This window comes from Candidatus Palauibacter sp., from assembly GCF_965213655.1.
Taxonomy (GTDB): Bacteria; Gemmatimonadota; Gemmatimonadetes; order Palauibacterales; family Palauibacteraceae; genus Palauibacter.
In genome coordinates this window covers 1,035,201-1,055,644 of sequence record NZ_CBDBZT010000003.1, presented here as the reverse complement: position 1 = coordinate 1,055,644, position 20,444 = coordinate 1,035,201, and the positions used below count along the sequence as shown (strand labels likewise).

Genomic DNA, 20,444 nt, shown 5'->3' with positions numbered 1-20,444 from the left:
GAGGTGAGAAGCGGTGGACACAGCGGGCGTTCCGACGGGCATCAGGAAGGGCAACCCCAGGTATACGGAGGCCGCATACCTGTTCTTGCTCTCCGCCCTCCAACGCCGGTTGTCCAGCCTCGAACTGCCTCGTCACATCAGCGGCGCTGAAGTCGCCGACGCGGTCCGGGAACTCGCGCTGGAGCGGTTCGGTCCCCTGGCGCGGACCGTACTCGAGCACTGGGGTGTGCACGGCACGACGGACATCGGCGAGATCGTCTTCGCGCTGGTTGAATGTGGAGTTCTGATCAAGCAACCCGACGATTCGCGAGAGGACTTCGAGGGTCTCTTCAGCTTCGACGAAGCTTTTGAGGACAGTTACCCCTGGAGCGCGTAGGGGAGGAACAGGAAGTCGACCGCGCAGCCAGTGGGCGGCGGGGGCGGCAGGCGGCGGTGGCCGGGCCAGGACCGGGAGCGCCGCCCAAACTTGGGGAGGGGTGAGCGCGTGGCCGATTCGGGGTCGTTTACGGAGTGCTTGAGTTGCAACAAGGGGGTCCTGCTCCCGCTTTCGGACTATGGACGCGACGGGGCGCCGATCCGGTACAAGGCATGGGTCTGCTCGAAGCCCGACTGCGGGTTCAATATCCGGATCGACAACGGTGAGATCAGCTTCGGACGCAACGTCCAACAGTCCTACAAGTAGCCTTCCCGGCGGAGATTCCGCCGCTACCGTCCGGAGCCCTGCCATCCGGTCTTCCGCCTTCGCGTCATCGGACTGGTGGCGCTGCGCCGCGCGCGAGGTGTGGCTCCCCACCGCGGCCGAGATGGCGGCGATCGATCGCGTCGCGGTCGAATCGGGGGCGATACCCGAACGCGCGCTGATAGAAAACGCGGGTCGGGCCCTGGCGCGCCATGTGCAGGACAGGTTCCCGGCGGGCCATGTCACCGTGCTGGCGGGAAGCGGGCACAACGGGGCCGATTCACTCGTGGCGGGTCGGACGCTTGCCGCCTGGGGACGATCCGTCGGGTTCGTGCGGTGTGGGAGTCGAGCCCCCGAACCGGATGTCCTCGCGGGCTGGGGACTGACTCTCCAGCCGGTGGAAGCGCTGGATCGGGAACTCGCCGCGGCCGGGACGGTCATCGACGGAATTCTGGGGACGGGACTGACGAGGGCGCCGCGTCCTCCCCAGGCAGGGATCATCGACCGCGTGAACGCCGCCCGGGCCGCCGTCGTCTCCGCCGATGGTCCCAGCGGAGTGGACTTCACCACGGGCCGCGTGCCGGGCGCAGCGATTCGGGCCGACCTCACCGTCACCTTCGGGTGGCCGAAGTTGGGGCTGCTGCGTTTCCCGGCTCGCGAACGCATCGGGGACCTGGTCTCCGTCGAGATCGGCTTCCCGCCAGCGGATCCGCCGCCGCGGGCCCGGGCGGTGACCGCGTCGTGGGTGGCGGGCCTGCTCGGGGGCCGCCCCGCCGATGGTCACAAGGGCGACGCCGGCTATCTCGCGATCATCGGGGGCGAGCGTGGCATGGCCGGCGCCGTGGTGCTGGCGGCTCGTGCCGCGATCCGGGCCGGGGTCGGCATCGTCCGCGTCGTGAGCGCTCCGGAGAACCGCGAAACCATGCAGACCGCCGTGCCCGAGGCCGTATTCGTCGATTGGTCCGAACCCGAAGCGCTGGAGTCGGCGCTGCGCTGGGCGGGAGCCGTTTCAGTCGGACCCGGCCTGGGAGTGGGGCCGGAGCGCGCGGCGCTCGTGCTGCGTGTGCGGGAGATCGCGACCGTGCCGCTGGTACTCGACGCGGATGCCCTGAATGTGCTCGCGGCGGATGCGGCACAGGAGCGGGCTGCGCTCGGTCCCCCGGCACCGGGTCGCCCGGTTCTTCTGACGCCCCATCCGGGTGAGATGGCACGGTTGCTCGGCTCGTCCGTTGCCGAAGTAGGCGAGGATCCCGCGTCAGCGGCCCGGCGGCTGGCCGACCAGGCGCGGGCGACGGTGCTGCTCAAGGGCGCGCCCACCTGGGTGGCGAGCCCGGGGGGTGAACTGCGCGCGACCACGCTTGTGAGCCCGGCGTTCGCGAGCGGCGGCATGGGCGACGTGCTGACTGGCGTATGCGGCGCCTGCCTCGCGTCCGGCCTCGGCCCAGCCGACGCGGCATCCGCCGCCCTGACCCTCACGGCTCTCGCCGTCCTGCGCGCCGTCGACGATATCGGCGGATCCGCGGGGGACCTGCCGGACGCGCTGCCTGAAGCGCGCCGGGCGCTGGGAGAACTTCAACCCGGAGCGTGGTCGGGGGTCAACCTTGCCCTCCCCGCGGTGCCGGCCGATTCGACCGCGGGCGCGGCCGGATGAACTTCACCGGCCTGGCGCTCGCCGAGGGGCCCGAGACGGCGCGCATCCGGGCGTTCCTGGACGGGGCCGGCGTCGACGGCGGCCGGGGGGGGGCGGGCGGCACGGTCACGCTACCGGTCGGCGATGACGCCGCAGCCTTTCGTCCCCCCCGGGGCACGCAGGTCGTAGTGAGCTGCGACGCGAGCGTAGAGGGGATCCACTTCCGCCGCGAATGGATGACGTGGGAGACGATCGGCTACCGGGCGGCGGCCTCGGCGCTGAGCGATCTCGCGGCCATGATCGCCACCCCGGTCGGCCTCGTCGTGGCGGCGGCCCTGCCCCCCGAACTGGATGTCGAGATCGCTGCGGCGCTCGGACGGGGTGTGGGCGAGACCGCCAGCCGGGTCGGCGCGGAGGTGCTCGGCGGCGATCTCGTCGCGTCACCGGGCCCCGCTTTCCTGGACGTCACCGTCCTCGGTTACGCGGCGAACCCGACGACGCGGTGCGGGGCGCGTCCGGGCGACGAACTGTGGGTGACCGGTGAACTCGGCGGGGCCGCGGCCGCTCTGCGGGACCTGGAGCGGGGACTGGAGCCGGACCCCCGCGCCCGCCGCTCGTTCGACCGGCCGCGCCCCAGAATCGATGAAGCGCTGTGGCTCGGGGAGCGAGTCGAGATCCACGCGGCGATCGACCTTTCGGACGGAGTGATGCGGGATGCACAGCATCTCGCGACGGCTTCGGAGGTCGCCCTGGAAGTCGAAGCGGAGCTGCTCCCGGCTGCCCCCGCACTCGACGGCTTCCGTCGGTCGCCGGCCGGGGAACGCCTCCTTCTCGGCGGCGGTGAGGACTACGAACTGCTCCTCGCGGTTCCGGCCCGAGCCATGCGGGAGACGAAGCGGGCCTTTGCCGACGCGTTCGATCTCCCGCTCACCCGCGTCGGGAGCGCGCGCGAAGGGAAGGGGCTGACCGTACGCGGGCGGGTGGATTCGGCGCTCCCGGCGGGATTCGATCATTTTGAGGTGGGCCGTTGATCAGAACGGCGGTCTTCTACCTCACACTCGTGTTCTCGACGATCTTCTGCGGAGCTCTGGCGGCCCTCGCCGCGCTCCTCGGGGGCGGCCGGGTCTGGATGGACCGGGCAAACCGCGGCTGGGCCCGCTCCGTGCTTGCGGCCGCCGGTGTGCGCGTGGCGGTGCGCGGCCTCGAGCACCTCCACCCCTCCGGGATCCAGATCATCGCCGCGAACCATCAGTCGTACTTCGATATCTGGGTGCTCATCGCCGGTCTCCCCGCGTCCGTGCGTTTCATCGCCAAGCGGGAGTTGGCGAACATTCCCATGCTCTCGGTGGGGATGCGTTCCGCGGGGCATGTGCTGATCGACCGCGACCGGGCCCGCAGCGCGAGGGAAACGCTCAGGGAGGCAGGCGTCCGCATGAGGGCGGAGCAATTGACTCTGGTCGTGTTTCCGGAGGGGACCCGGTCGCGTGACGGCCAACTGGGGCGTTTCCTGCGAGGCTCCTTCGCACTCGCACTGGAGACGGGGGCGCCTCTCGTGCCCGCGGCGATCGATGGCGGCCGGCGCGTTTATCCGCCCGGGGCAAAGCGGGTCAGACCGGGTCCGATCACTGTGCGACTCGGGCCGGCGATCCGGTGCGATGGAGCCGAGCCGGCGGACCGGGGGACGGCGATGCGCAGAACCCGCGCCGCCATTGAGGCGATGTTGGCGGAGGACGGACGGGGCGGCGGCGCGTCCGGGTAGCGTGCGGAGTCCGCGTCCGACTTGTTCCCGGCGTACGGGGCCCTATCTTCGGGAGCGGGTGGAGGAAGAAGCGATCGTCCGGATCGCCGGGGGGAGGGGACCCGCCTTGATGAATCGCCCTGCACATCACAGAAGTGGAAGCGTCCCGTGACGGCCATCGTCCAGGTCGCGGCCCGAGAAATCGTGGATTCCCGCGGCAACCCGACGGTCGAGGCCGACGTCCACCTCGAGACCGGGGCGATGGGTCGCGCCGCCGTACCGAGTGGCGCATCGACGGGAGAGCACGAAGCGGTCGAGTTGCGCGACGGCGATCCGGCGCGGTATGGCGGCCGAGGCGTGCGGCGTGCCGTCGCGCATGTCAACGGGGAGATCGCGCAGGCGGTGCGGGGACGGGATGCCTCTGACCAGCCCGGGCTCGATGCTGAGCTCATCGCGCTCGACGGAACCCCGAACAAGGGCCGGCTCGGAGCGAACGCGATCCTCGCCGTTTCGATGGCGGCGGCGCGAGCGGCCGCGGCGTCGGCGGGGACACCTCTTTTCCGACACCTCGGTGCCGGAGATCCGCACCTGCTCCCGGTCCCCATGCTGAACATCCTCAATGGGGGTGCGCACGCGAACAACACCGTCGACATCCAGGAGTTCATGATCCTGCCGCTCGGCGCGCAGAGTTTCTCCGAGGGCCTGCGGGTGGGCGTGGAGGTGTTCCATGCGCTGCGGGACCGACTGTCGGCCGCGGGGTACCCGACGGCCGTCGGGGACGAGGGCGGTGTGGCGCCGGATCTGGCCTCGAACCGCGAGGCGCTGGATCTCATCATGGCCGCGATCGCCGACGCGGGATACGAGCCGGGCTCGGAGGTCGCGCTTTCTCTCGATTGCGCCGCGTCGGAGTTCTACGAAGCGGAGGCCGGAGTGTACCGTCTCGAGAGCGCCGGTGAAGCGGGGGCGCTCGACGCGGAGGCGCTCGTGTCGCTCTACGAGGACTGGCTGGAAGCGTATCCCATCGTCTCGATCGAGGACGGGCTCGACGAAGACGACTGGGAAGGTTGGGCGACCCTCACATCCCGACTCGGAAACCGCGTGCAACTGGTCGGCGACGACCTCTTCGTGACCAACGTCGACCGGCTCGCGCGCGGCATCGAAGGCGGGATCGGGAACGCGATCCTCATCAAACTGAACCAGATCGGGACGGTGAGCGAGACGCTGGACGCGATCCGGATGGCCGCGAAGGCGAACTTCGGCGTCGTCATCTCGCACCGCTCCGGAGAGACCGCAGACACCTTCATCGCGGATCTCGCCGTGGCGACGCACGCCGGGCAGATCAAGACGGGAAGCGCCTGTCGGTCGGAACGCGTCGCGAAATACAACCAGCTGCTTCGGATCGAAGAGCGCCTCGGATCGAAGGCGGCCTACCCGGGGTCCGCCGTGTACGGAGGCCAATGATGGCGGAGGCGGCGAACCGTCGGATCACGCGGGCGATCGCGTTCGTCGCCCTGGTCGGGGCGGGGTACTACTGGATGGTGGGCGGAGAATATACGAGGGCCGGGCTGGCCCGACTCGAGCAGCAGATCGAGTCGCAGAGAGCGGAGATCACGGCCCGCGAGGTTGAACTCGCGTCGATCCAGGCCTGGGCGGACAGCCTCGGGTCGAGTCCCTGGGCGATCGAACGGGTCGCGCGGGAGCGGTACGGATTCGTCCGTCCCGGCGAGATCCTGGTGCGGTTCGTGGAGTTGGACGACGGAGAGGCGCCCCCGTCGCCGCCCCCGCGAGCCAACGTGCCCTGATGTCCCCCGCCTCGCCGAGTCGCAACTCTCGACGACTCTCCGGGGATGGCGGCTTGCCCCGCACGCCACGAAGTGTAGGATTGCGGACCCACAAGCATGGCAGGGTAGCTCAGCCTGGTAGAGCAAGGGACTCATAAGCCCTGGGTCGGGGGTTCAAATCCCCCCCCTGCCATTCGTTGCCTTCCCCCGGCCCTGTGTTCCTGCAGAGCCTTGACTCCCGCTCCGGAGTTTCGCTCGGCGGACGAGGCCTGCCGCGCGAGTTTCCCGACTCTTGGCGACCGGTGTACACTATCGCCATGAGAGCGCACGACGAGTCTCGAGCGAGCGGCGATCCGACAGACGACGCCGGCGCGGTCGACCCCGACGTCAGGGGAGACCGGCCCGTTCGGGCGCTCGTGCGGTTCTCCGGCGAGCTCTCGACCAAGGCGCGCCGGACGCGGTCCCGCTTCCAGAACCGGCTCGCGCGCAACCTCCGCGATGCGTTCGAGGCCGAAGGGGTCGACGCAAGCCTCGAACCGGGCTGGAGCCGTTTCCACATCGAGGCCTCGGACCCCGCTTTTCTCGAGCCGCTCCTGCGGACCTTCGGCGTGTCCAGCTGTTCCGTACTCGCGGGTGAATGCGAGGCGGACCTCGACACGATCGTCACGACGGGCACGGCCCTCTTCGCCGAGTCCGTCCGCGGCCGGAGCTACGCGGTGCGCGCGCGCCGCTCCGGTTCACACGGCTTTTCGTCCTCCGACATCCAACAGCGGCTCGGCGCGGCCCTGAACCCCGGAGCCACCGTCGACCTGGGAAATCCGGATGTCACCGTGTTCGTCGAGGTCCGCGACGAGCGCGCCTTCTTCCACGAGGACAGGATCCGGGGACCGTCCGGCCTGCCGCTCGGAGTGCAGGGGCACGCCCTCGCGCTCATCTCCGGCGGCTTCGACTCGGCCGTGTCCGCCTGGATGGCCCTCCGCAGGGGGGTCCGCCTCGACTACGTCTTCTGCAATCTGGGCGGGAGCGCGTACGAGCGGATGGTGGTGGAGGTGACGAAGGTGCTCGCGGATCGGTGGAGCTACGGGACCCGGCCCCGGCTGCACGTCCTCGAGTTCGGTCCGGTTGTCGAGGCGATGCGGGCCCGCGCGAAACCCGCATACCTGCAGGTCGTCCTCAAGCGGATGATGTACCGGGCGGCGGCGGAGATCGGAGAGCGTATCGGGGCGGAGGCGATCGTCACGGGCGAGTCGGTGGGGCAGGTTTCGTCCCAGACGCTCAGCAATCTCCGCGCGATCGAGAACGCCTCCTCGCTCCCGGTGCTCCGGCCCCTGCTCGGATTCCACAAGGAGGAGATCCTCGACCGGGCGCGGGAGATCGGCACCCATGACCTGTCCGCCCGGGTGCGCGAGTATTGCGACCTCGTGCCGCAACGGCCGGTCACCGCGTCGTCTCCGGCGGCTGCCGAGGCCCAGGAGTCGGCCGTAGGCTTCGACGAACTGGGCGAGGCCGTCGCAGGCGCGAATGTGCACAATGTGCGCGCGCTGCGACCGGAATCCATGGTCGGAGCCTCCCTGTATGTGGCCGAAGTGCCGGACGGCGCGGTCATTTTCGACACCCGCCCCCGGGCCGCGTTCGAGACATGGCACTGGCCGGGCGCGACGCTCAGCGACCTCCCGCAACTCGAACGCGACTTCGGCGGACTCGAACGAGACGCGACCTACGTGCTCTGCTGCACGGAAGGCGTGCGGACGGCCTACCTCGCGGAGATCATGCAGCGGGCGGGATACGAGGCCTACTCCTTTCTCGGCGGGGCCCCCCGCATGCGACGCCTCGCGCGAGGCCGGACGGAGATCGCCTGATCGCGGCCCGTTTTGACACCCCTGCCCACGCGGCGCGAGCTTGGGCCGCATGAGCGGGGAGAAGAGCGGCGTGACGGCCACGCTGGAGACCGTACGACAGGGCGAAGTGCCGACCCATGTCGCCGTCATCATGGATGGGAATGGTCGCTGGGCGAGGCAGCGTGGCCTGCCGAGATGGGAGGGGCACCGCGCGGGCATGGCCGCGGTGCGCGAGACCATCGAGGGGGCGGCGGAGGCCGGCGTGGCCCACCTCACCATGTACGCATTCTCGGACGAGAACTGGTTCCGTCCCCCGGTGGAGGTGGAAGCGCTGATGTTGCTCCTCGAGGAGTATGTGAGGAGCCAGCGCGAGGCTCTGGTGAGGCACGGGATCCGGGTCACGGTTTTCGGTGACCGGCTGCGCCTTCCCGAGGAGGCCCGTCAGGCGATCCGGGAGCTCGAAGCCTCGACGGAGGGCGGGACGGCCCTGGAGGTGCACCTTGCGATCAGCTACGGCGCGCGGGCGGAACTGGCGGGCGTCGCGCAGGCGCTCGCCCAACGCTGCCTGGAGGGGGAGCTGGCACCGGAGGAGATCAACGCCGAACTCTTCGAGGCCGAACTCCTCACGAGTGACTGGCCCGACCCGGACCTTCTGATCCGGACCTCGGGGGAGCAGCGCATCTCCAACTTTCTCCTCTGGCAGCTCGCCTACGCGGAACTCTTTGTGACGGATGTGCTGTGGCCCGACTTCACGCGCGAACACCTTTACGGCGCCCTCGTCGACTATCGACGCCGCGAGCGGAGGTTCGGGCTGGTGAAGGCGTGAGGCGGCCGGGCCCGCCATGAGCCCCAACCTCCGCAAGCGACTCGCCGTGGCGGGAGTCGGGGTCCCCGTCTGCGCGCTGATCACATACGCGGGCGGGTTCGTCTTCGTCGCCGGGCTGGGCGCGGCGGCCGCGCTCGGTTACCGAGAATTCGCGGGGATGATGCGCGGGACCGGGACGCGGGTGCTCACGCTGCCGGGCGTCGTGGCTGCGTTCCTGTTCCCGCTCATCGTCTTCTCGGGCGGCCTCGAAGGCGGCGGCTTCTATGCGGCGGGCCTCATGCTCGGGCTGCCCGCGCTCGCGATTGCGGCGGTGGACCTCCCGGAGCGGCCGATCCGAGCCGCCGCCTGCACGGCGTTCGGAGTCTTCTACGTCGGCGGGCTGCTCTCCCTGGGCGTTCCGCTGCGCGAGGGCGGGCTCATGTCCCCGGCCGGCGGCGATGCGAACACCGTCCGGATGGCGGGGACGCTGCTTTTCTTCTTCCCCGTCGTCATCACCTGGCTTGCCGATACCGCGGCGTACCTCGGCGGCCGGGCCTTCGGCAAGCGGCCGCTCGCGCCGCGCGTGAGCCCCAACAAGACGGTTGCGGGGGGTGTCTGCGCGCTGCTGACGGGCCTCGCCGTGGCCGTCCTCTATCCGCGATTCCTCCTTGCGGAGGTCTGGTCCCTGGACCCGGTTCGCACGCTGGCCTTCGGGCTGGTTGTCGCGGGGCTGGCGATCGTCGGAGATCTTGCGGAATCAGCCCTCAAGCGGGAATGCGGCGTGAAGGACTCTTCGGGTCTGCTGCCGGGGCACGGGGGCATGCTGGACCGGCTCGACTCCGTTCTCTGGGCGCTCCCGGCCGCGTTCCTCTTCCTCCTGCTCTTCGCGTGAGCACCGCAGGCGAAACGGGTTCTCGGTGAACTCGCGCTTGAAGAACGTCGCGGTCCTCGGCGCCACGGGATCCGTCGGCGCGGGCACGCTCGAAGTCATCCGCCGTCACCCGGACCGGTTTCGCGCCGCCGTCCTCACGGCGAATTGCCGGTGGGAGGCGCTCGACGCGCTCGCGCTCGACCGGGGCCCCGATTTCGTCGTGCTCGGGACGCCGCCCCCGGACGACTTCGCGCCGCGCTGGGCCGGGGAATGGCGCTTCGGCGCCGATGCGCTCGAAGAGGCCGCCGGGTCGTCCGGGGTCGACATCGTTCTGAATGCGGTGGTGGGATTCGCCGGACTCGGGGCGACGCTGGCGGCGCTCGGGGCGGGGAAACGCCTGGCGCTCGCCAACAAGGAATCGCTCGTGGCGGGAGGGGACCTCGTGCTGGCTGCCTTGCGAGCCGGCGGGGGAGAACTCCTGCCGGTGGACAGCGAACACTCCGCGGTCCACCAGTGCCTGGCCGGACGTCCGGTGTCGGAGGTCGCCCGCGTCACGCTCACGGCTTCAGGCGGCCCGTTCCGCCAGTGGCCGACACGGCGCCTCGCCACCGTGACGCCGGCCGATGCCCTGCGACACCCGACGTGGTCGATGGGGGCCAAGATCACAATCGATTCCGCCACGCTGGCGAACAAGGCGCTCGAGGTCATCGAGGCACACGTGTTGTTCGGCCTCCCATATGACCGCATCGAAGTCGTCGTGCACCCTACCTCGATCATCCATTCCCTCGTCGAATTCCGCGACGGCTCCTCGCTCGCGCAATTGGGCAGGCCCTCGATGGAGATTCCGATCCTGTGGGCCCTCGGCTACCCCGACCGGGTGGACGACGGCCGACGGGAGGCTGGGTTCGATCCGGTACGAGATGGTCCGCTCGAGTTCGAACCGGTGCGGGAAGAGGATTTTCCACTCTTCGGCGCGGGGGTCGCGGCGGGAAGGGCGGGAGGCGAGTTTCCGGTGGCCTACAACGCGGCCAACGAAGTTGCGGTCGAGAGGTTCCTCTCCGGAGATGTCGGCTTCACGGAACTCGCGGACATTGTGCTTCGTACACTGGAGCGGTTTTCGTCGCGCACCATCGAATCGGTGGAGGATGCGCGGCGCGTAGACACGAGGGCGCGCGCCATCGCCCGCGACCCACATGGGGAGCCCAAGTCGGGAGACGCTGAGTGATCCTAACGATTCTGGTAACGATCCTTGTCCTGGGCATACTCATCTTCGTGCACGAACTGGGGCATTTCGCCGCGGCGAAGAGCGTCGGGATCGACGTGCCGCGGTTCTCGATCGGCCTGGGCCCCAAGATGGTGGGGTTCCGGCGCGGTGAAACGGAGTATGTCCTCTCATGGATCCCGCTCGGCGGCTACGTCAAGATGGCGGGGATGGCGGACGAGGAAGTGACGTCGACGCTCGAGGGCGGGGGCGACTCGGAGAAGGCGGCGCGCACCGAAGCGAGGCCCGGGCCCGGAGATTTCGACGGCAAGCCGCTATGGGCACGCGTTTTCACCATCTCGGCGGGCGTCATTATGAACTGGCTGTTCGCGGTCGTCGCCTTCGCGGCGATCGCGATGGGGCGGGGCGTGCTCGAGCCGCGGATCGCCGAGGTCGCGCCCGGGTCGCCCGCCGCGGAGGCGGGACTCCGGGCCGACGATCTGATCCGGCGCGTGGATGGCGCCGCGGTGCACGACCCCGGCCAGGTGACGATGCGGATCGAGCGCCGGGCCGGCGAATCCACCGACATCGTCGTGGAGCGGGCCGGGGAGCAGCTCACCTTCGTGGCGACGCCCGAGGCGGTCGAGCAATATTCGGATCTCACGGGAGAATCGAGGACGGTCGGGCGAGTCGGGATCATCGTCGGCGCCGAGAGCGGTCGAGCGGGCCCTGTCGCGGCGCTCGGGCGCGGGTGGTCGAACACGACCTACTGGGGCGGCGCCGTCCTTCAGTTCCTGGGAGACCTGGTCACCGGACGAAGTTCGGCGCGAGAGGTCGGCGGCCCCATTCTGATCGGGGAGATTTCGGGCCGCGCCGCGCGCGCGGGATTCTGGGAACTCCTGAGTTTCATGGCGATCATCAGCGTCAATCTCGCCATCTTCAATCTGCTGCCGATTCCGGTCCTCGACGGCGGACACCTGCTCTTCCTGGGGATCGAGGCGGTCCGCGGCCGGGCGCTCAGCGTCGAGGCGCGCGTGCGGTTCACGACGGTGGGAATGGTCTTCGTCCTGGCCCTCATGGTGTGGGCCGTGGGGAACGACGTGCTGAGGGTGATTCTCCGCTAGCAGCCCGAAGTCAGATCGGGAGCGAGAGTTGCTCCCCGGCGGCGCGCGCCTTCGCGAGCGCTGCCACGTTGTACCGCGGGCTGGCTCCATCCTGTCCGGCGGCCTCGATCAGTCCATCGAATTTCGCCGACGCGAGCCCTTCGGCGACCCTCTCCAGAGCGAGGTGTGGGTCGTTGCACTCGTGACTGAGGTGGGCGAGCAGGATCCCGCCCAGGCCGGGGTGCGCGAGTTCGCGCGCGAACTCGGCGGCATGACGGTTGGAGAGATGTCCGCGGCTGCCCCCGATCCGCTGTTTGACCCGCCAGGGATAGGAAGCCGCCCGGAGACGGTGCTCGTCGTGGTTCGCCTCCAGCACGAGAAAGGCGCACTCCCGCAGCGCCACCCGGACCGGCGTCGTCGGCCTCCCGAGGTCCGTCGCGATCCCCACGCGGAGGCCGGTGGGTCGGTGCAGGACCGTGATGGCGACCGGTTTGGCCGCGTCGTGCGCGGTGGGGGCCGCCTCGATCGCGAGATCGCCGATCTCGAGTCCCGTAGGCGGCAGGTCCTCGCATCGCTCCTGCCCGCGCAAGAGGGAGGCGCAGGCGCGGTGGGTGGGTGGGTTCATCGCGAGTCGCCAGCCCCAGCGTCGCGCCCCGATGCCGATGCCCGCGGCATGATCCCGGTGCTCGTGCGTGACGACGACGAGGTCGATCGCTTCGGGCTCCACGTCGAGTTCGGCGAGCCGGCGGGCGATCTGGACTCCGGAGAAGCCCGCGTCGACGAGCACTCGAGCGCGGTCGCCCTCCACGAGGAAAGCATTGCCGCGGCTCCCCGAGCCCAGCGAGGCGACGCACAGGCTCACGCGCGGCAGGCCTCGTCCCAGACGTCGCCGAGCCAGTGCCGGAACTCCGGCGTCCCCTCGAGTCCCCTGCGCTCGACGACCCGGACGCCAGTGGAAACGAAGTCATCGCGCCGGTGGCGCTCGGTGCCCGGGACTCCGCCCCATGAGAACGGCTCCACCCACCGGGGTGGCCGATCCGCTCCAAACAGGCTCGAGCCGGCCCCCACGACGCACCCGGTCTCGATCCTCGTGCCGACGCCCGTCTTTACGTGGTCGCCGACCAGACAACCGAACTTCAGGAGCCCGGTCTCCCGGCGTGCGTCGGGCGGCCCGACACGGACCGGTCCGTAAGTGAGCTTGAGATCGCTGTTCGCCGTCATCGCACCGAGGTTGACCCAGCGGCCGAGGTACGCGTGGCCGAGGAACCCTTCGTGCGCCTTGTTCGAGTAGCCCAGTGCCGTGACGTGGTCGACCTCGCCCCGCACATGCGAGCAGGGTCCCCCGGAGAAGCGCGAGATGTCGCCGCCCAGGAGCCGCGAGCCGGCACCCGCGTAGAGCGGCCCACCGAGCCGGGTGCCGGCGCGGACCTCGACGCCGGGGCCGAGTTCGATCGGACCCTCGCGCGTATCGAAGAGCACACCGGGTTCCACCCGCGTCCCCTCGCCGAGGCGGATCGGGGCGTCACCGAGGCGCCAGCAGCCGCTCGGCAGCTCCGGCACCTCCGTGCCCGCGGTCGCCGCGAGGTCCGCGGCCAGTCGGTCGGGTCCGGCGGACACGAGGTCCCACGGATGGCGGAGCCAGTCGCCGGGCACTGCGCGGTCGGGCAGCCCGGGTCGGGGGCGGGGAGCCACGAACCAGTCCGCCCGCGGCGGCCCGGCGACGGCGCCCAGTCGGACGCCGGCCAGCTCGTCGGCCACCCAGAGGTTGGCGGGCGCGTCGTCCCACGCCGCGTCGAGGGCCGGAACCGCCCGCGCGTTCCACACCGTACACGGCGCGGACAGGCGGCCGGGGTCCAGGCAGCGCGGCGCCCCGGGCTCGGTGTACCGGCGCAGCCACGGACGCGTCACATGACCGGCGACCCGCGTCCCCGCGACCCGTTCCAGCCGCTCCCGCAGCGTCCAGCGGCCGAAGACGAGTTCGCCGCACGGCCGGGTGAGGGCAAACGGGGCCCATCCGTCCGCCCGCTCGTCATCGAACATGACGAGCGTCGTCAACGCGTCGCTTCGGAGGAGGAGGACTCCGCGTCGAGCTGTCCCAGCCGGGCGTCGAGTCGCGCGGCCTCTTCCCGCGTCATCACGAGGAGTTCGCCGTTCGCCTCCACGATGACGAGACCCGACACCCCGATGACCGTGGCCCGGCAGGACTCCGTCCATACGACGTTGTCCGCCGCGTCCAGGAGACGGGTGGAGCCCACTGCGGCGTTCCCGGCCCCGTCCACCTCCCTCGAGCGCATGAGGGCGCTCCACACCCCGAGATCGTCCCACGAGAATCGTGCCTCGACGGCAGCCACGCGCTCGGCGCGTTCCATCACGCAGACATCGATCGGGACCGGCTCGGCCCGCGCAAAGAAGCCCTCCGCGTCCCCACGTTCGAGGGCCGGCCACCCCGCCTCGAGTTCACGCGCGCAGCGGCGGGCCGTTTCGAGCAGGTCGGCCGCCCGCCACACGAAGATGCCCGAGTTCCACAGGAAGCGTCCGGACTCCAGATAGGCCCGTGCGGCGGCCAGGTCCGGCTTCTCCACGAAGCGCCGCACTTCGAGCGCGCCGGAGGCGATTTCCCCCCCGGTCTCCAGGTATCCGAACCCGGTCTCGGGGCGGTCCGGCCGCACGCCGATGCAGCACAGGTATCCGGCCCGAGCCGCCTCGAGGGCCGGCTCAAGCGTCTCCCTGAGCGCCCCCGCGGGTTCGATGCGGTGGTCGGTGTGCATGCAGATCATCAGGGCTCCCGGGTGAGCCCGCTCGATCTCGGAAGCCGTCCACACGAGAGCCGGCCCCGTGCCGCGCGCTTCCGGTTCCATGAGGGCGGCTACACCCGCGGCCTCGAGGTTCGGGCGCATGAGCTCGACGAGCCGCTCGGAGGCCACGACCCGGACGCGAGGGGAGCCCACCAGCGCTACGGCGCGCGCGAGCGTGTCGTCGATGAGCGGCTCGGGGCCGGCGAGGGGGAGGAGTTGCTTGGGGCGGGCCGGGGTCGAGGCGGGCCAGAACCGGCGGCCGATCCCGCCCGCGAGGATCGCGCAGTACGCCTCGAGATGCACCTGCAGAGCCTCCCTCCCGTCCTCCGAACCGCTCTTCGCGTGCGCCCGAATTCTCTCCCGCCGCGGGCCGGCCACGACGCGGCCAAGCTATGGACGCCGCGGCTGCCACGCCACGTCACCGACCGGGCCCGCCGATCCCGCCCCGCCGCGCGTTTTTTCTTGCCGGAGTCCCCCCCGGGCGACAGTTTCCGCGCCATGCCTCCCCGATACCCAACTCGCATCCCGTCACGGCGCGCAGCGCTGATCCTCGTGCTGGCGGCGACGGCCTGTGACGATCCATTCGCTGCCTTCCTCGACGACGTACCGCTCACGCCGACGGAGGTCACGCTATACGACTACGTGACCGGGCGCCTCGAGGATCCTCCGGCCTTCGATATCGTGTTCGCGATTCCCGCCCGGGTGGACCAGACGCTCAACTGGGACTTCCTCTTCCGGATCCGGGCCGGCGTGCCGGAACTCGTCCCCTTCTCCGCGGTCGCGGACAGCGTCACGGACGCGGGCCTGCAGGCTACTAGCGAACGCTTCAACACCGTGCTCGAGGCCCCCGAGGACGGGTACACGCTGAACGCAGGTCTGCCGGTCCAGCCGGGAGATGTCCTCATCGGCCGCAGTCGCGTCGATCCGAACAACTTTCTCGCCTGCAGCCGATACATGAAGCTGCAGGTTCTCGACATCGACGCCGAAGAGGGAACCATCACCTTCCAACATCTGGCGAACCCGAACTGCGGAGATCTCGTGCTCGAACCGGGAACGCACGGCTCGCTGTGACGCCCGGTCCGGCCGATCCCGCCCCGCAGCGCCATGCTTGACCTCAAAGCCCTGCGCGACGATCCCGAACTCGCGCGCGACGCAATGCAGAGACGCGGCGACGAGCGCGCCGCCGAACTCGTGGAGGAGATCCTCCGGGCGGATGGAGTCCGCCGGCGCCTGATCCGGAAAGTCGAGGTGCTCAAGGCCGAACGGAACACGGCCTCGAAGGCGATCGGCGCCGCGAAGGGCAGGGGCGACGATGCATCCGCGGAGATCGAGGCCATGCGCCGGGTGGCCGCCAGGATCAAGGCGCTCGACGCGGAGCTGGCACAAACGGAGTCGGAGCTTCGCGACCACCTCCTGCAGATCCCGAACATCCCCGACCCGCGCGTCCCGCCCGGCGAGGAAGGGGAGGGACCGACGATCGCGGAGTGGGGCGCTCCGCGCAGCGATCCCGTCCCGCCGCACTGGGTCCTGGGCGCAACGCACGGCTATACGGACCCCGGCGGATCCGCGCTGCCGGGGGGGCGGACCCCGTCCCTGGATATCGAGCGCGGGGCGAAGATCGCAGGCTCGGGTTTTCCGCTCCTCGTCGGGGGTGGCGCCCGCCTGAGCCGCGCGCTCGTCCAGTTCATGCTCGACCTGCACGTGCGCGAGCACGGCTATCTGGAGGTCCTGCCACCCCTCCTCGTCTCGCGGGACTCGATGATGGGGACCGGACACATCCCCAAGTTCGAAGACGACGCCTACCGGACGGATCCGGACGATCTCTTCCTCGTGCCCACGGCGGAAGTGCCGCTCACGAACCTGCACCGCGGAGAGCTCCTGGCCGCGGACGACCTGCCGCTCGAGTACGTGGCGCACACCCCCTGCTTCCGGCGGGAGGCCGGCGCCGCGGGCCGCGATACGCGCGGGCTCCTGCGTGTGCATCAGTTCGACAAGGTGGAGATCGTCCGCATCTGCCGGCCCGAGGAGTCGGAGGCGCAACTGGAACGTCTCACCCGCCATGCGGAGCGCGTGCTGGAACTGCTGGAGGTCCCGTACCGTCGCGTCCTCCTCCCGCTCGGGGATCTGGGTTTTGCGAACGCGATCACCTACGACCTGGAGATCTGGGCTCCCGGCGTCGAGGCGTGGCTCGAGGTGTCCAGTTGTTCATCGTACGGGGACTTTCAGGCCAGGCGCTCCGATATCCGCTTCCGGCCCGAGCGCGGTGGACGCCCTGCGTACGTGCATACGCTGAATGGTTCGGCGGTCGCCCTCGCCCGGCTCATCGTGGTGCTGCTCGAGATGGGGTTCCGCGAGGGTGAGGGGATCGTGCTGCCGGAGATTCTCCACCCCTATCTCGGGTTCGAGCGGCTCGAGCCCTGCCCGTGATCCGGCTCTGGAACCGGCGCGGCGGGGCCCTCCTGCTCGCGGTCCTCTCCACGGGCGTCCTCGTGTCGTCGGCCATCTTCTCGCGTCAGCAGGCGGAAGAACGCCGGCTCGACGCGGCGGTCCTCGGGGAGTTGATGGCCGTCACCACGGCGGCCGCGGCGGGCAACCTCACGATCGAGGAGCAGAACCGACTCTGGAATCAGGCCTCGCAGCAGGTGATCGCCCAGGTCCAGCGGCTCCAGATCCCCATGGTGCTCACCGACACGCTGGGCAACCCGAGCAGCTGGGCGCACCTGCCCGACGACTTCCCGCTCGGCCCGACCGGCGCCCCGGACGACCAGGCGCTGCGCGAATTCGTGGCCGAACTCGACGCCCTGAGGCCGCCCTTCGAGGCGCCCGAGCTGCAGGTCCACTTCGGCGATCCCGAGTTCACGAGCCGTCTCCGGCTGATCCCGTGGCTGCAGACGGCGTCGCTCATCGTCATCCTCGGCAGCGGCGGCTGGCTCCTCTTCCTCTCCTTCAGAAGCGAGCGCGAGCGTATCTGGTCGGCCATGGCCAGGGAATCGGCGCATCAGATGGGGACCCCGCTCAGTTCGCTCGTCGGCTGGCTGGAAGTGCTCGAGGGCCGGTCGCGCCCTCGGGTATCCGAGGTCGGGCAGCCCGACCTCATCGACGAGATGGCGGAGGACGTGACCCGCCTGCAGAAGGTCTCGCGCCGCTTCGAGCTCATCGGCCACAAGCCGAAGCTCGAACCGATGTCCGTGCGCGCGACCGCGGCCCATCTCCGGCAGTACTTCGAGGCCCGGCTGCCGACGCTCTCCCGCACCGGGAAGATCGAGATCGAGGTGGAGATGGAGCCGGATACGCCGGAGGTGCTGGGCAACGAGACGCTCCTGGAGTGGGCGTTCGAGAACCTCATCAAGAACGCCGTGGACGCGCTGGCGCCCGACGGGGGCCGGATCGTGATCTCCCACCTCGGCCCCAACGGCAAGCGCTCCGTCTTCCGGGTGCGCGACACCGGACCCGGGATCCCTCCGGCCCTTCGGGACAAGATCTATAACATCGGCGTCAGCACGAAGAAGCGGGGGTGGGGCGTCGGTCTCTCGCTCGTCCGCCGCATCATCGAGGACATGCACGACGGGTCCATTCGACTTGAGGACACGCCTCGTGGCGCGAGCTTCCGGATCGAACTCCCGCGTCACCGTCCCGGGAAACGGGGGACGTGAAGGGTCTCAGCCTCAACCCCGAGCAGCAGGACGCGGTCGAGCACGGCGAGGGACCGCTCCTGGTCCTTGCCGGCGCGGGATCCGGGAAGACCCGGGTGCTCACGGCCCGGGCCGCCCGCCTCATCGATGAGGGGCTGGAAGCCACACGCCTGCTCGCCGTCACGTTCACCAACAAGGCCGCCGGCGAGATGCGGGAGCGGATCGAGGAGCTCATCGGTCGATCCACGCGGGGCCTGTGGATCGGCACCTTCCACTCCATCGCCGCCAGGATGCTGCGGATGGATGCCCCGCTCACGTCCCGCACGCGCTCCTTTACGATCTACGATGAGGACGATGCCATCCGGACGCTCAAGGATGTGATGGTGTCGGCGGGCTTCGATCCCAAACGCTGGTCGCCCCGCGCGGTGCGCAACCGGATCTCCACCGCGAAGAACGCGCTCATGGGGCCCGCCGAGTACGAATCGGAGGCGTTCGATCTCCTCGCCGAACTCGTGGCGAAGGTCTATCCCGCATACCAGCGGGAACTGGAGCGCCGCAACGCCTACGATTTCGACGACCTTCTCTTCGAGTCCGTGCGCCTGCTGGAGACGGCGGACGGCGTGCAGGATCGGTACGCCGCCCGCTTCGCCCACGTGCTCGTGGACGAATACCAGGACACGAACCACGCCCAGTACCGGATGGTGAAGGCGCTGGCCTCGCGGCACAGAAACCTGTGCGTCGTGGGGGACGACGATCAGGCCGTCTACGGATGGCGGGGCGCGGACATCCGGAACATTCTCGATTTCGAGGCCGATTTTCCCGGGGCGCATGTCGTACGGCTGGAGCGCAACTACCGCTCGACGGGCTCGATCCTCGAGGTGGCGAACTCGGTCATCGCCCTGAATCTCGCGAGAAAGCCGAAGCGGCTCCGGACGCAGCGCGAGGCCGGTGACCCGATCGAGGTCGTACGCTGCGACGACGAGCGGGCCGAGGCCGCGTGGGTGTCGTCACAGATCGAGCCGGGCCGGAGCACGCGGGGACTGAACGAGTTCGCGGTTCTGTATCGTACGAATGCCCAGTCGCGCGCGTTCGAGGAGGCTTTCCGGCGCTCCGGCACCCCGTACCGGATCGTGGGCGGGGTCCCGTTCTACGAGCGTCGCGAGGTGAAGGATGTCGTCGCCTATCTGCGCCTTCTCGTGAACCCGGCGGACGATGTGGCCTTCCAGCGGGCCGTGGGGTGGCCGCGACGCGGCGTCGGGGCGAAGAGCCTCGAGCGGCTGGAGGAGTTCGCGCACGATGGCGACATGTCGCTTGCGGAAGCCGCGGCGCGGGTACAGCGGGGAGACGGCATACCGGCGGCGGCGGTGCGCGGACTCGAGGCGTTCGCGGACGGGCTTCGGGAAGTGCGGTCCGCGCTGCCGGCGTGCAGCGCGAGAGAGGCGCTCGAGACCTGCGTGGCGACGTTCGGCCTTGCCACGGCGCTCGCCGAAGAGGAGGACGGCGCGGACCGCCTGGAGAACGTGAGCGAACTGTTTGCGGTGGCGGAGGTGTTCGAGCGCGATGATGTGGAGGACCCCGTCGACGAAGCCACCGACCTCGAGTTGTTCCTGCAGTCCGTTTCGCTGCGTTCCGACCTCGATGAGGCGGACTTCGACGGTGAGGCGGTGACGATGATCACGCTGCACAACGCCAAGGGGCTGGAATTCCCGGTCGTGTTCCTCGCCGGGCTGGAGGAGGGTCTGTTTCCGCTCTCGAGGGCGATGGAGGCCCCGGGTGGACTGGAAGAGGAGCGCCGGCTGTTCTACGTCGGCGTCACGCGCGCGATGGACCGGCTGAGCCTGACGTACGCGGACCGCCGCTGGCGGGCGGGGATGGCGAGTCGCTCCGCCCCCTCCAGCTTCATCGACGAACTCCCGGAGGAACACGTGCTCCCGCGGCTTGCGGCGCCGGGTTGGAGCCGCCGATCCGCCCGCGACGCGCGCGCTGGCGGTCGACGCCCGGCCGGGGAAGGGGCACGAGGCGGCTGGTCCGCGCCGGGTGAGGCGGCCGGCTGGACGGGCGGGGTGGAGCCCGACCGCTCATTTGCCTGGCGGAGGAGCGCAGACCGCGGATCGGGACGCGCCGCCGGCTCGGGCGGTGGGGGACCCGCACCCCGCCCGGGCGAACTCGAGTACGACTACGATGACTCACAGCTGCCGCTCGCGCTCACCCCCGGTGCACGCGTCGTACATCCTCGTTTCGGGGCCGGAGAGGTGCTGCAGGTCTACGGCTTCGGGAGGGAGGCCAAGGCCGACATCGAGTTCGAGGAGGTCGGCCGGAAGAAAGTCGTAGTCGCGTACGCGGGGCTGCGCCCGGCCTGAGCACGACTACG

At 70.1% G+C, this 20,444-nt stretch carries 19 protein-coding genes and 1 tRNA gene; 17 read left to right on the top strand and 3 right to left on the bottom strand.

Going from position 1 to position 20,444, the window contains the following annotated elements; all coding sequences use genetic code 11:
- The first annotated feature begins 13 nt into the window (after nt 1-13).
- The 13 genes from ACOOGH_RS06940 (at nt 14) to rseP (ending at nt 11,667) form a co-directional block, all read left to right on the top strand.
- Entirely contained in the window at nt 14-376 is a 363-nt protein-coding gene (locus tag ACOOGH_RS06940; RefSeq protein ID WP_420448227.1) for a Minf_1886 family protein, read from the top strand.
- A gap of 138 nt (nt 377-514) precedes the next feature.
- Nucleotides 515-682 carry a hypothetical protein gene (locus ACOOGH_RS06935; RefSeq protein WP_420448226.1) on the top strand — a complete coding sequence of 56 codons (168 nt, stop codon included), beginning with the start codon at nt 515-517 and terminating at the stop codon, nt 680-682.
- 121 nt (nt 683-803) lie between these two features.
- Nucleotides 804-2,330, top strand: coding sequence for an NAD(P)H-hydrate dehydratase (locus ACOOGH_RS06930; protein WP_420448225.1), 1,527 nt, complete (start codon nt 804-806; stop codon nt 2,328-2,330).
- On the top strand, nt 2,327-3,340 hold the full coding sequence (thiL, locus tag ACOOGH_RS06925; RefSeq protein WP_420448224.1) for a thiamine-phosphate kinase: 1,014 nt from the start codon (nt 2,327-2,329) through the stop codon (nt 3,338-3,340). Before ACOOGH_RS06930 ends, thiL begins: the two co-directional genes overlap by 4 nt.
- Nucleotides 3,337-4,068, top strand: a complete 732-nt coding sequence (locus tag ACOOGH_RS06920; RefSeq protein ID WP_420448223.1) for a lysophospholipid acyltransferase family protein — start codon at nt 3,337-3,339, stop codon at nt 4,066-4,068. The genes thiL and ACOOGH_RS06920 overlap by 4 nt, the downstream gene beginning before the upstream one ends.
- A 147-nt stretch (nt 4,069-4,215) precedes the next feature.
- Nucleotides 4,216-5,508, top strand: coding sequence for a phosphopyruvate hydratase (gene eno, locus ACOOGH_RS06915; protein ID WP_420448222.1), 1,293 nt, complete (start codon nt 4,216-4,218; stop codon nt 5,506-5,508).
- Nucleotides 5,505-5,849 (top strand): FtsB family cell division protein, encoded by a 345-nt coding sequence (locus ACOOGH_RS06910; RefSeq protein ID WP_420448221.1) that lies wholly within the window; start codon nt 5,505-5,507, stop codon nt 5,847-5,849. Before eno ends, ACOOGH_RS06910 begins: the two co-directional genes overlap by 4 nt.
- A 98-nt stretch (nt 5,850-5,947) precedes the next feature.
- Nucleotides 5,948-6,021 (top strand) — tRNA-Met (locus ACOOGH_RS06905).
- 124 nt (nt 6,022-6,145) lie between these two features.
- A complete protein-coding gene (gene thiI, locus ACOOGH_RS06900) occupies nt 6,146-7,687 on the top strand; it encodes a tRNA uracil 4-sulfurtransferase ThiI (protein WP_420448220.1) in 1,542 nt (513 codons plus the stop codon).
- Between the two features lie 49 nt (nt 7,688-7,736).
- The gene (gene uppS / locus ACOOGH_RS06895) at nt 7,737-8,492 is read left to right on the top strand and encodes a polyprenyl diphosphate synthase (RefSeq protein WP_420448219.1); all 756 of its coding nucleotides are present in this window, start codon (nt 7,737-7,739) and stop codon (nt 8,490-8,492) included.
- A 16-nt stretch (nt 8,493-8,508) separates the two neighbouring features.
- Nucleotides 8,509-9,363, top strand: a complete 855-nt coding sequence (locus tag ACOOGH_RS06890; RefSeq protein ID WP_420448218.1) for a phosphatidate cytidylyltransferase — start codon at nt 8,509-8,511, stop codon at nt 9,361-9,363.
- A gap of 37 nt (nt 9,364-9,400) precedes the next feature.
- Nucleotides 9,401-10,567, top strand: coding sequence for a 1-deoxy-D-xylulose-5-phosphate reductoisomerase (gene dxr, locus ACOOGH_RS06885; protein WP_420448217.1), 1,167 nt, complete (start codon nt 9,401-9,403; stop codon nt 10,565-10,567).
- Nucleotides 10,564-11,667: an RIP metalloprotease RseP gene (rseP, locus tag ACOOGH_RS06880; protein ID WP_420448216.1), complete on the top strand. Its 1,104-nt coding sequence runs from the start codon at nt 10,564-10,566 to the stop codon at nt 11,665-11,667. The genes dxr and rseP overlap by 4 nt, the downstream gene beginning before the upstream one ends.
- Before the next feature lie 10 nt (nt 11,668-11,677).
- Here the strand turns inward: rseP and ACOOGH_RS06875 are convergent, their stop codons facing one another.
- The 3 genes from ACOOGH_RS06875 to ACOOGH_RS06865 are packed head-to-tail and all read right to left on the bottom strand — an operon-like array spanning nt 11,678 to nt 14,744.
- Complete coding sequence (locus tag ACOOGH_RS06875; protein ID WP_420448215.1) at nt 11,678-12,508, bottom strand: MBL fold metallo-hydrolase; 831 nt, start codon at nt 12,506-12,508, stop codon at nt 11,678-11,680.
- The gene (locus tag ACOOGH_RS06870) at nt 12,505-13,701 is read right to left on the bottom strand and encodes a putative sugar nucleotidyl transferase (RefSeq protein ID WP_420448214.1); all 1,197 of its coding nucleotides are present in this window, start codon (nt 13,699-13,701) and stop codon (nt 12,505-12,507) included. Before ACOOGH_RS06870 ends, ACOOGH_RS06875 begins: the two co-directional genes overlap by 4 nt.
- Nucleotides 13,698-14,744 (bottom strand): mannose-1-phosphate guanylyltransferase, encoded by a 1,047-nt coding sequence (locus tag ACOOGH_RS06865; protein ID WP_420448213.1) that lies wholly within the window; start codon nt 14,742-14,744, stop codon nt 13,698-13,700. The genes ACOOGH_RS06870 and ACOOGH_RS06865 overlap by 4 nt, the downstream gene beginning before the upstream one ends.
- Before the next feature lie 195 nt (nt 14,745-14,939).
- Between ACOOGH_RS06865 and ACOOGH_RS06860 the strand changes: the two genes are divergently transcribed.
- From ACOOGH_RS06860 to ACOOGH_RS06845, 4 genes are read left to right on the top strand one after another with little or no spacing between them, the layout of a single operon-like run.
- Complete coding sequence (locus ACOOGH_RS06860) at nt 14,940-15,512, top strand: hypothetical protein (protein ID WP_420448212.1); 573 nt, start codon at nt 14,940-14,942, stop codon at nt 15,510-15,512.
- 33 nt (nt 15,513-15,545) lie between these two features.
- Nucleotides 15,546-16,868 (top strand): serine--tRNA ligase, encoded by a 1,323-nt coding sequence (gene serS, locus ACOOGH_RS06855; RefSeq protein ID WP_420448211.1) that lies wholly within the window; start codon nt 15,546-15,548, stop codon nt 16,866-16,868.
- Complete coding sequence (locus tag ACOOGH_RS06850) at nt 16,865-18,094, top strand: sensor histidine kinase (RefSeq protein WP_420448210.1); 1,230 nt, start codon at nt 16,865-16,867, stop codon at nt 18,092-18,094. The genes serS and ACOOGH_RS06850 overlap by 4 nt, the downstream gene beginning before the upstream one ends.
- Nucleotides 18,091-20,433: an ATP-dependent helicase gene (locus tag ACOOGH_RS06845; protein WP_420448209.1), complete on the top strand. Its 2,343-nt coding sequence runs from the start codon at nt 18,091-18,093 to the stop codon at nt 20,431-20,433. The genes ACOOGH_RS06850 and ACOOGH_RS06845 overlap by 4 nt, the downstream gene beginning before the upstream one ends.
- Nucleotides 20,434-20,444: the final 11 nt, after the last annotated feature.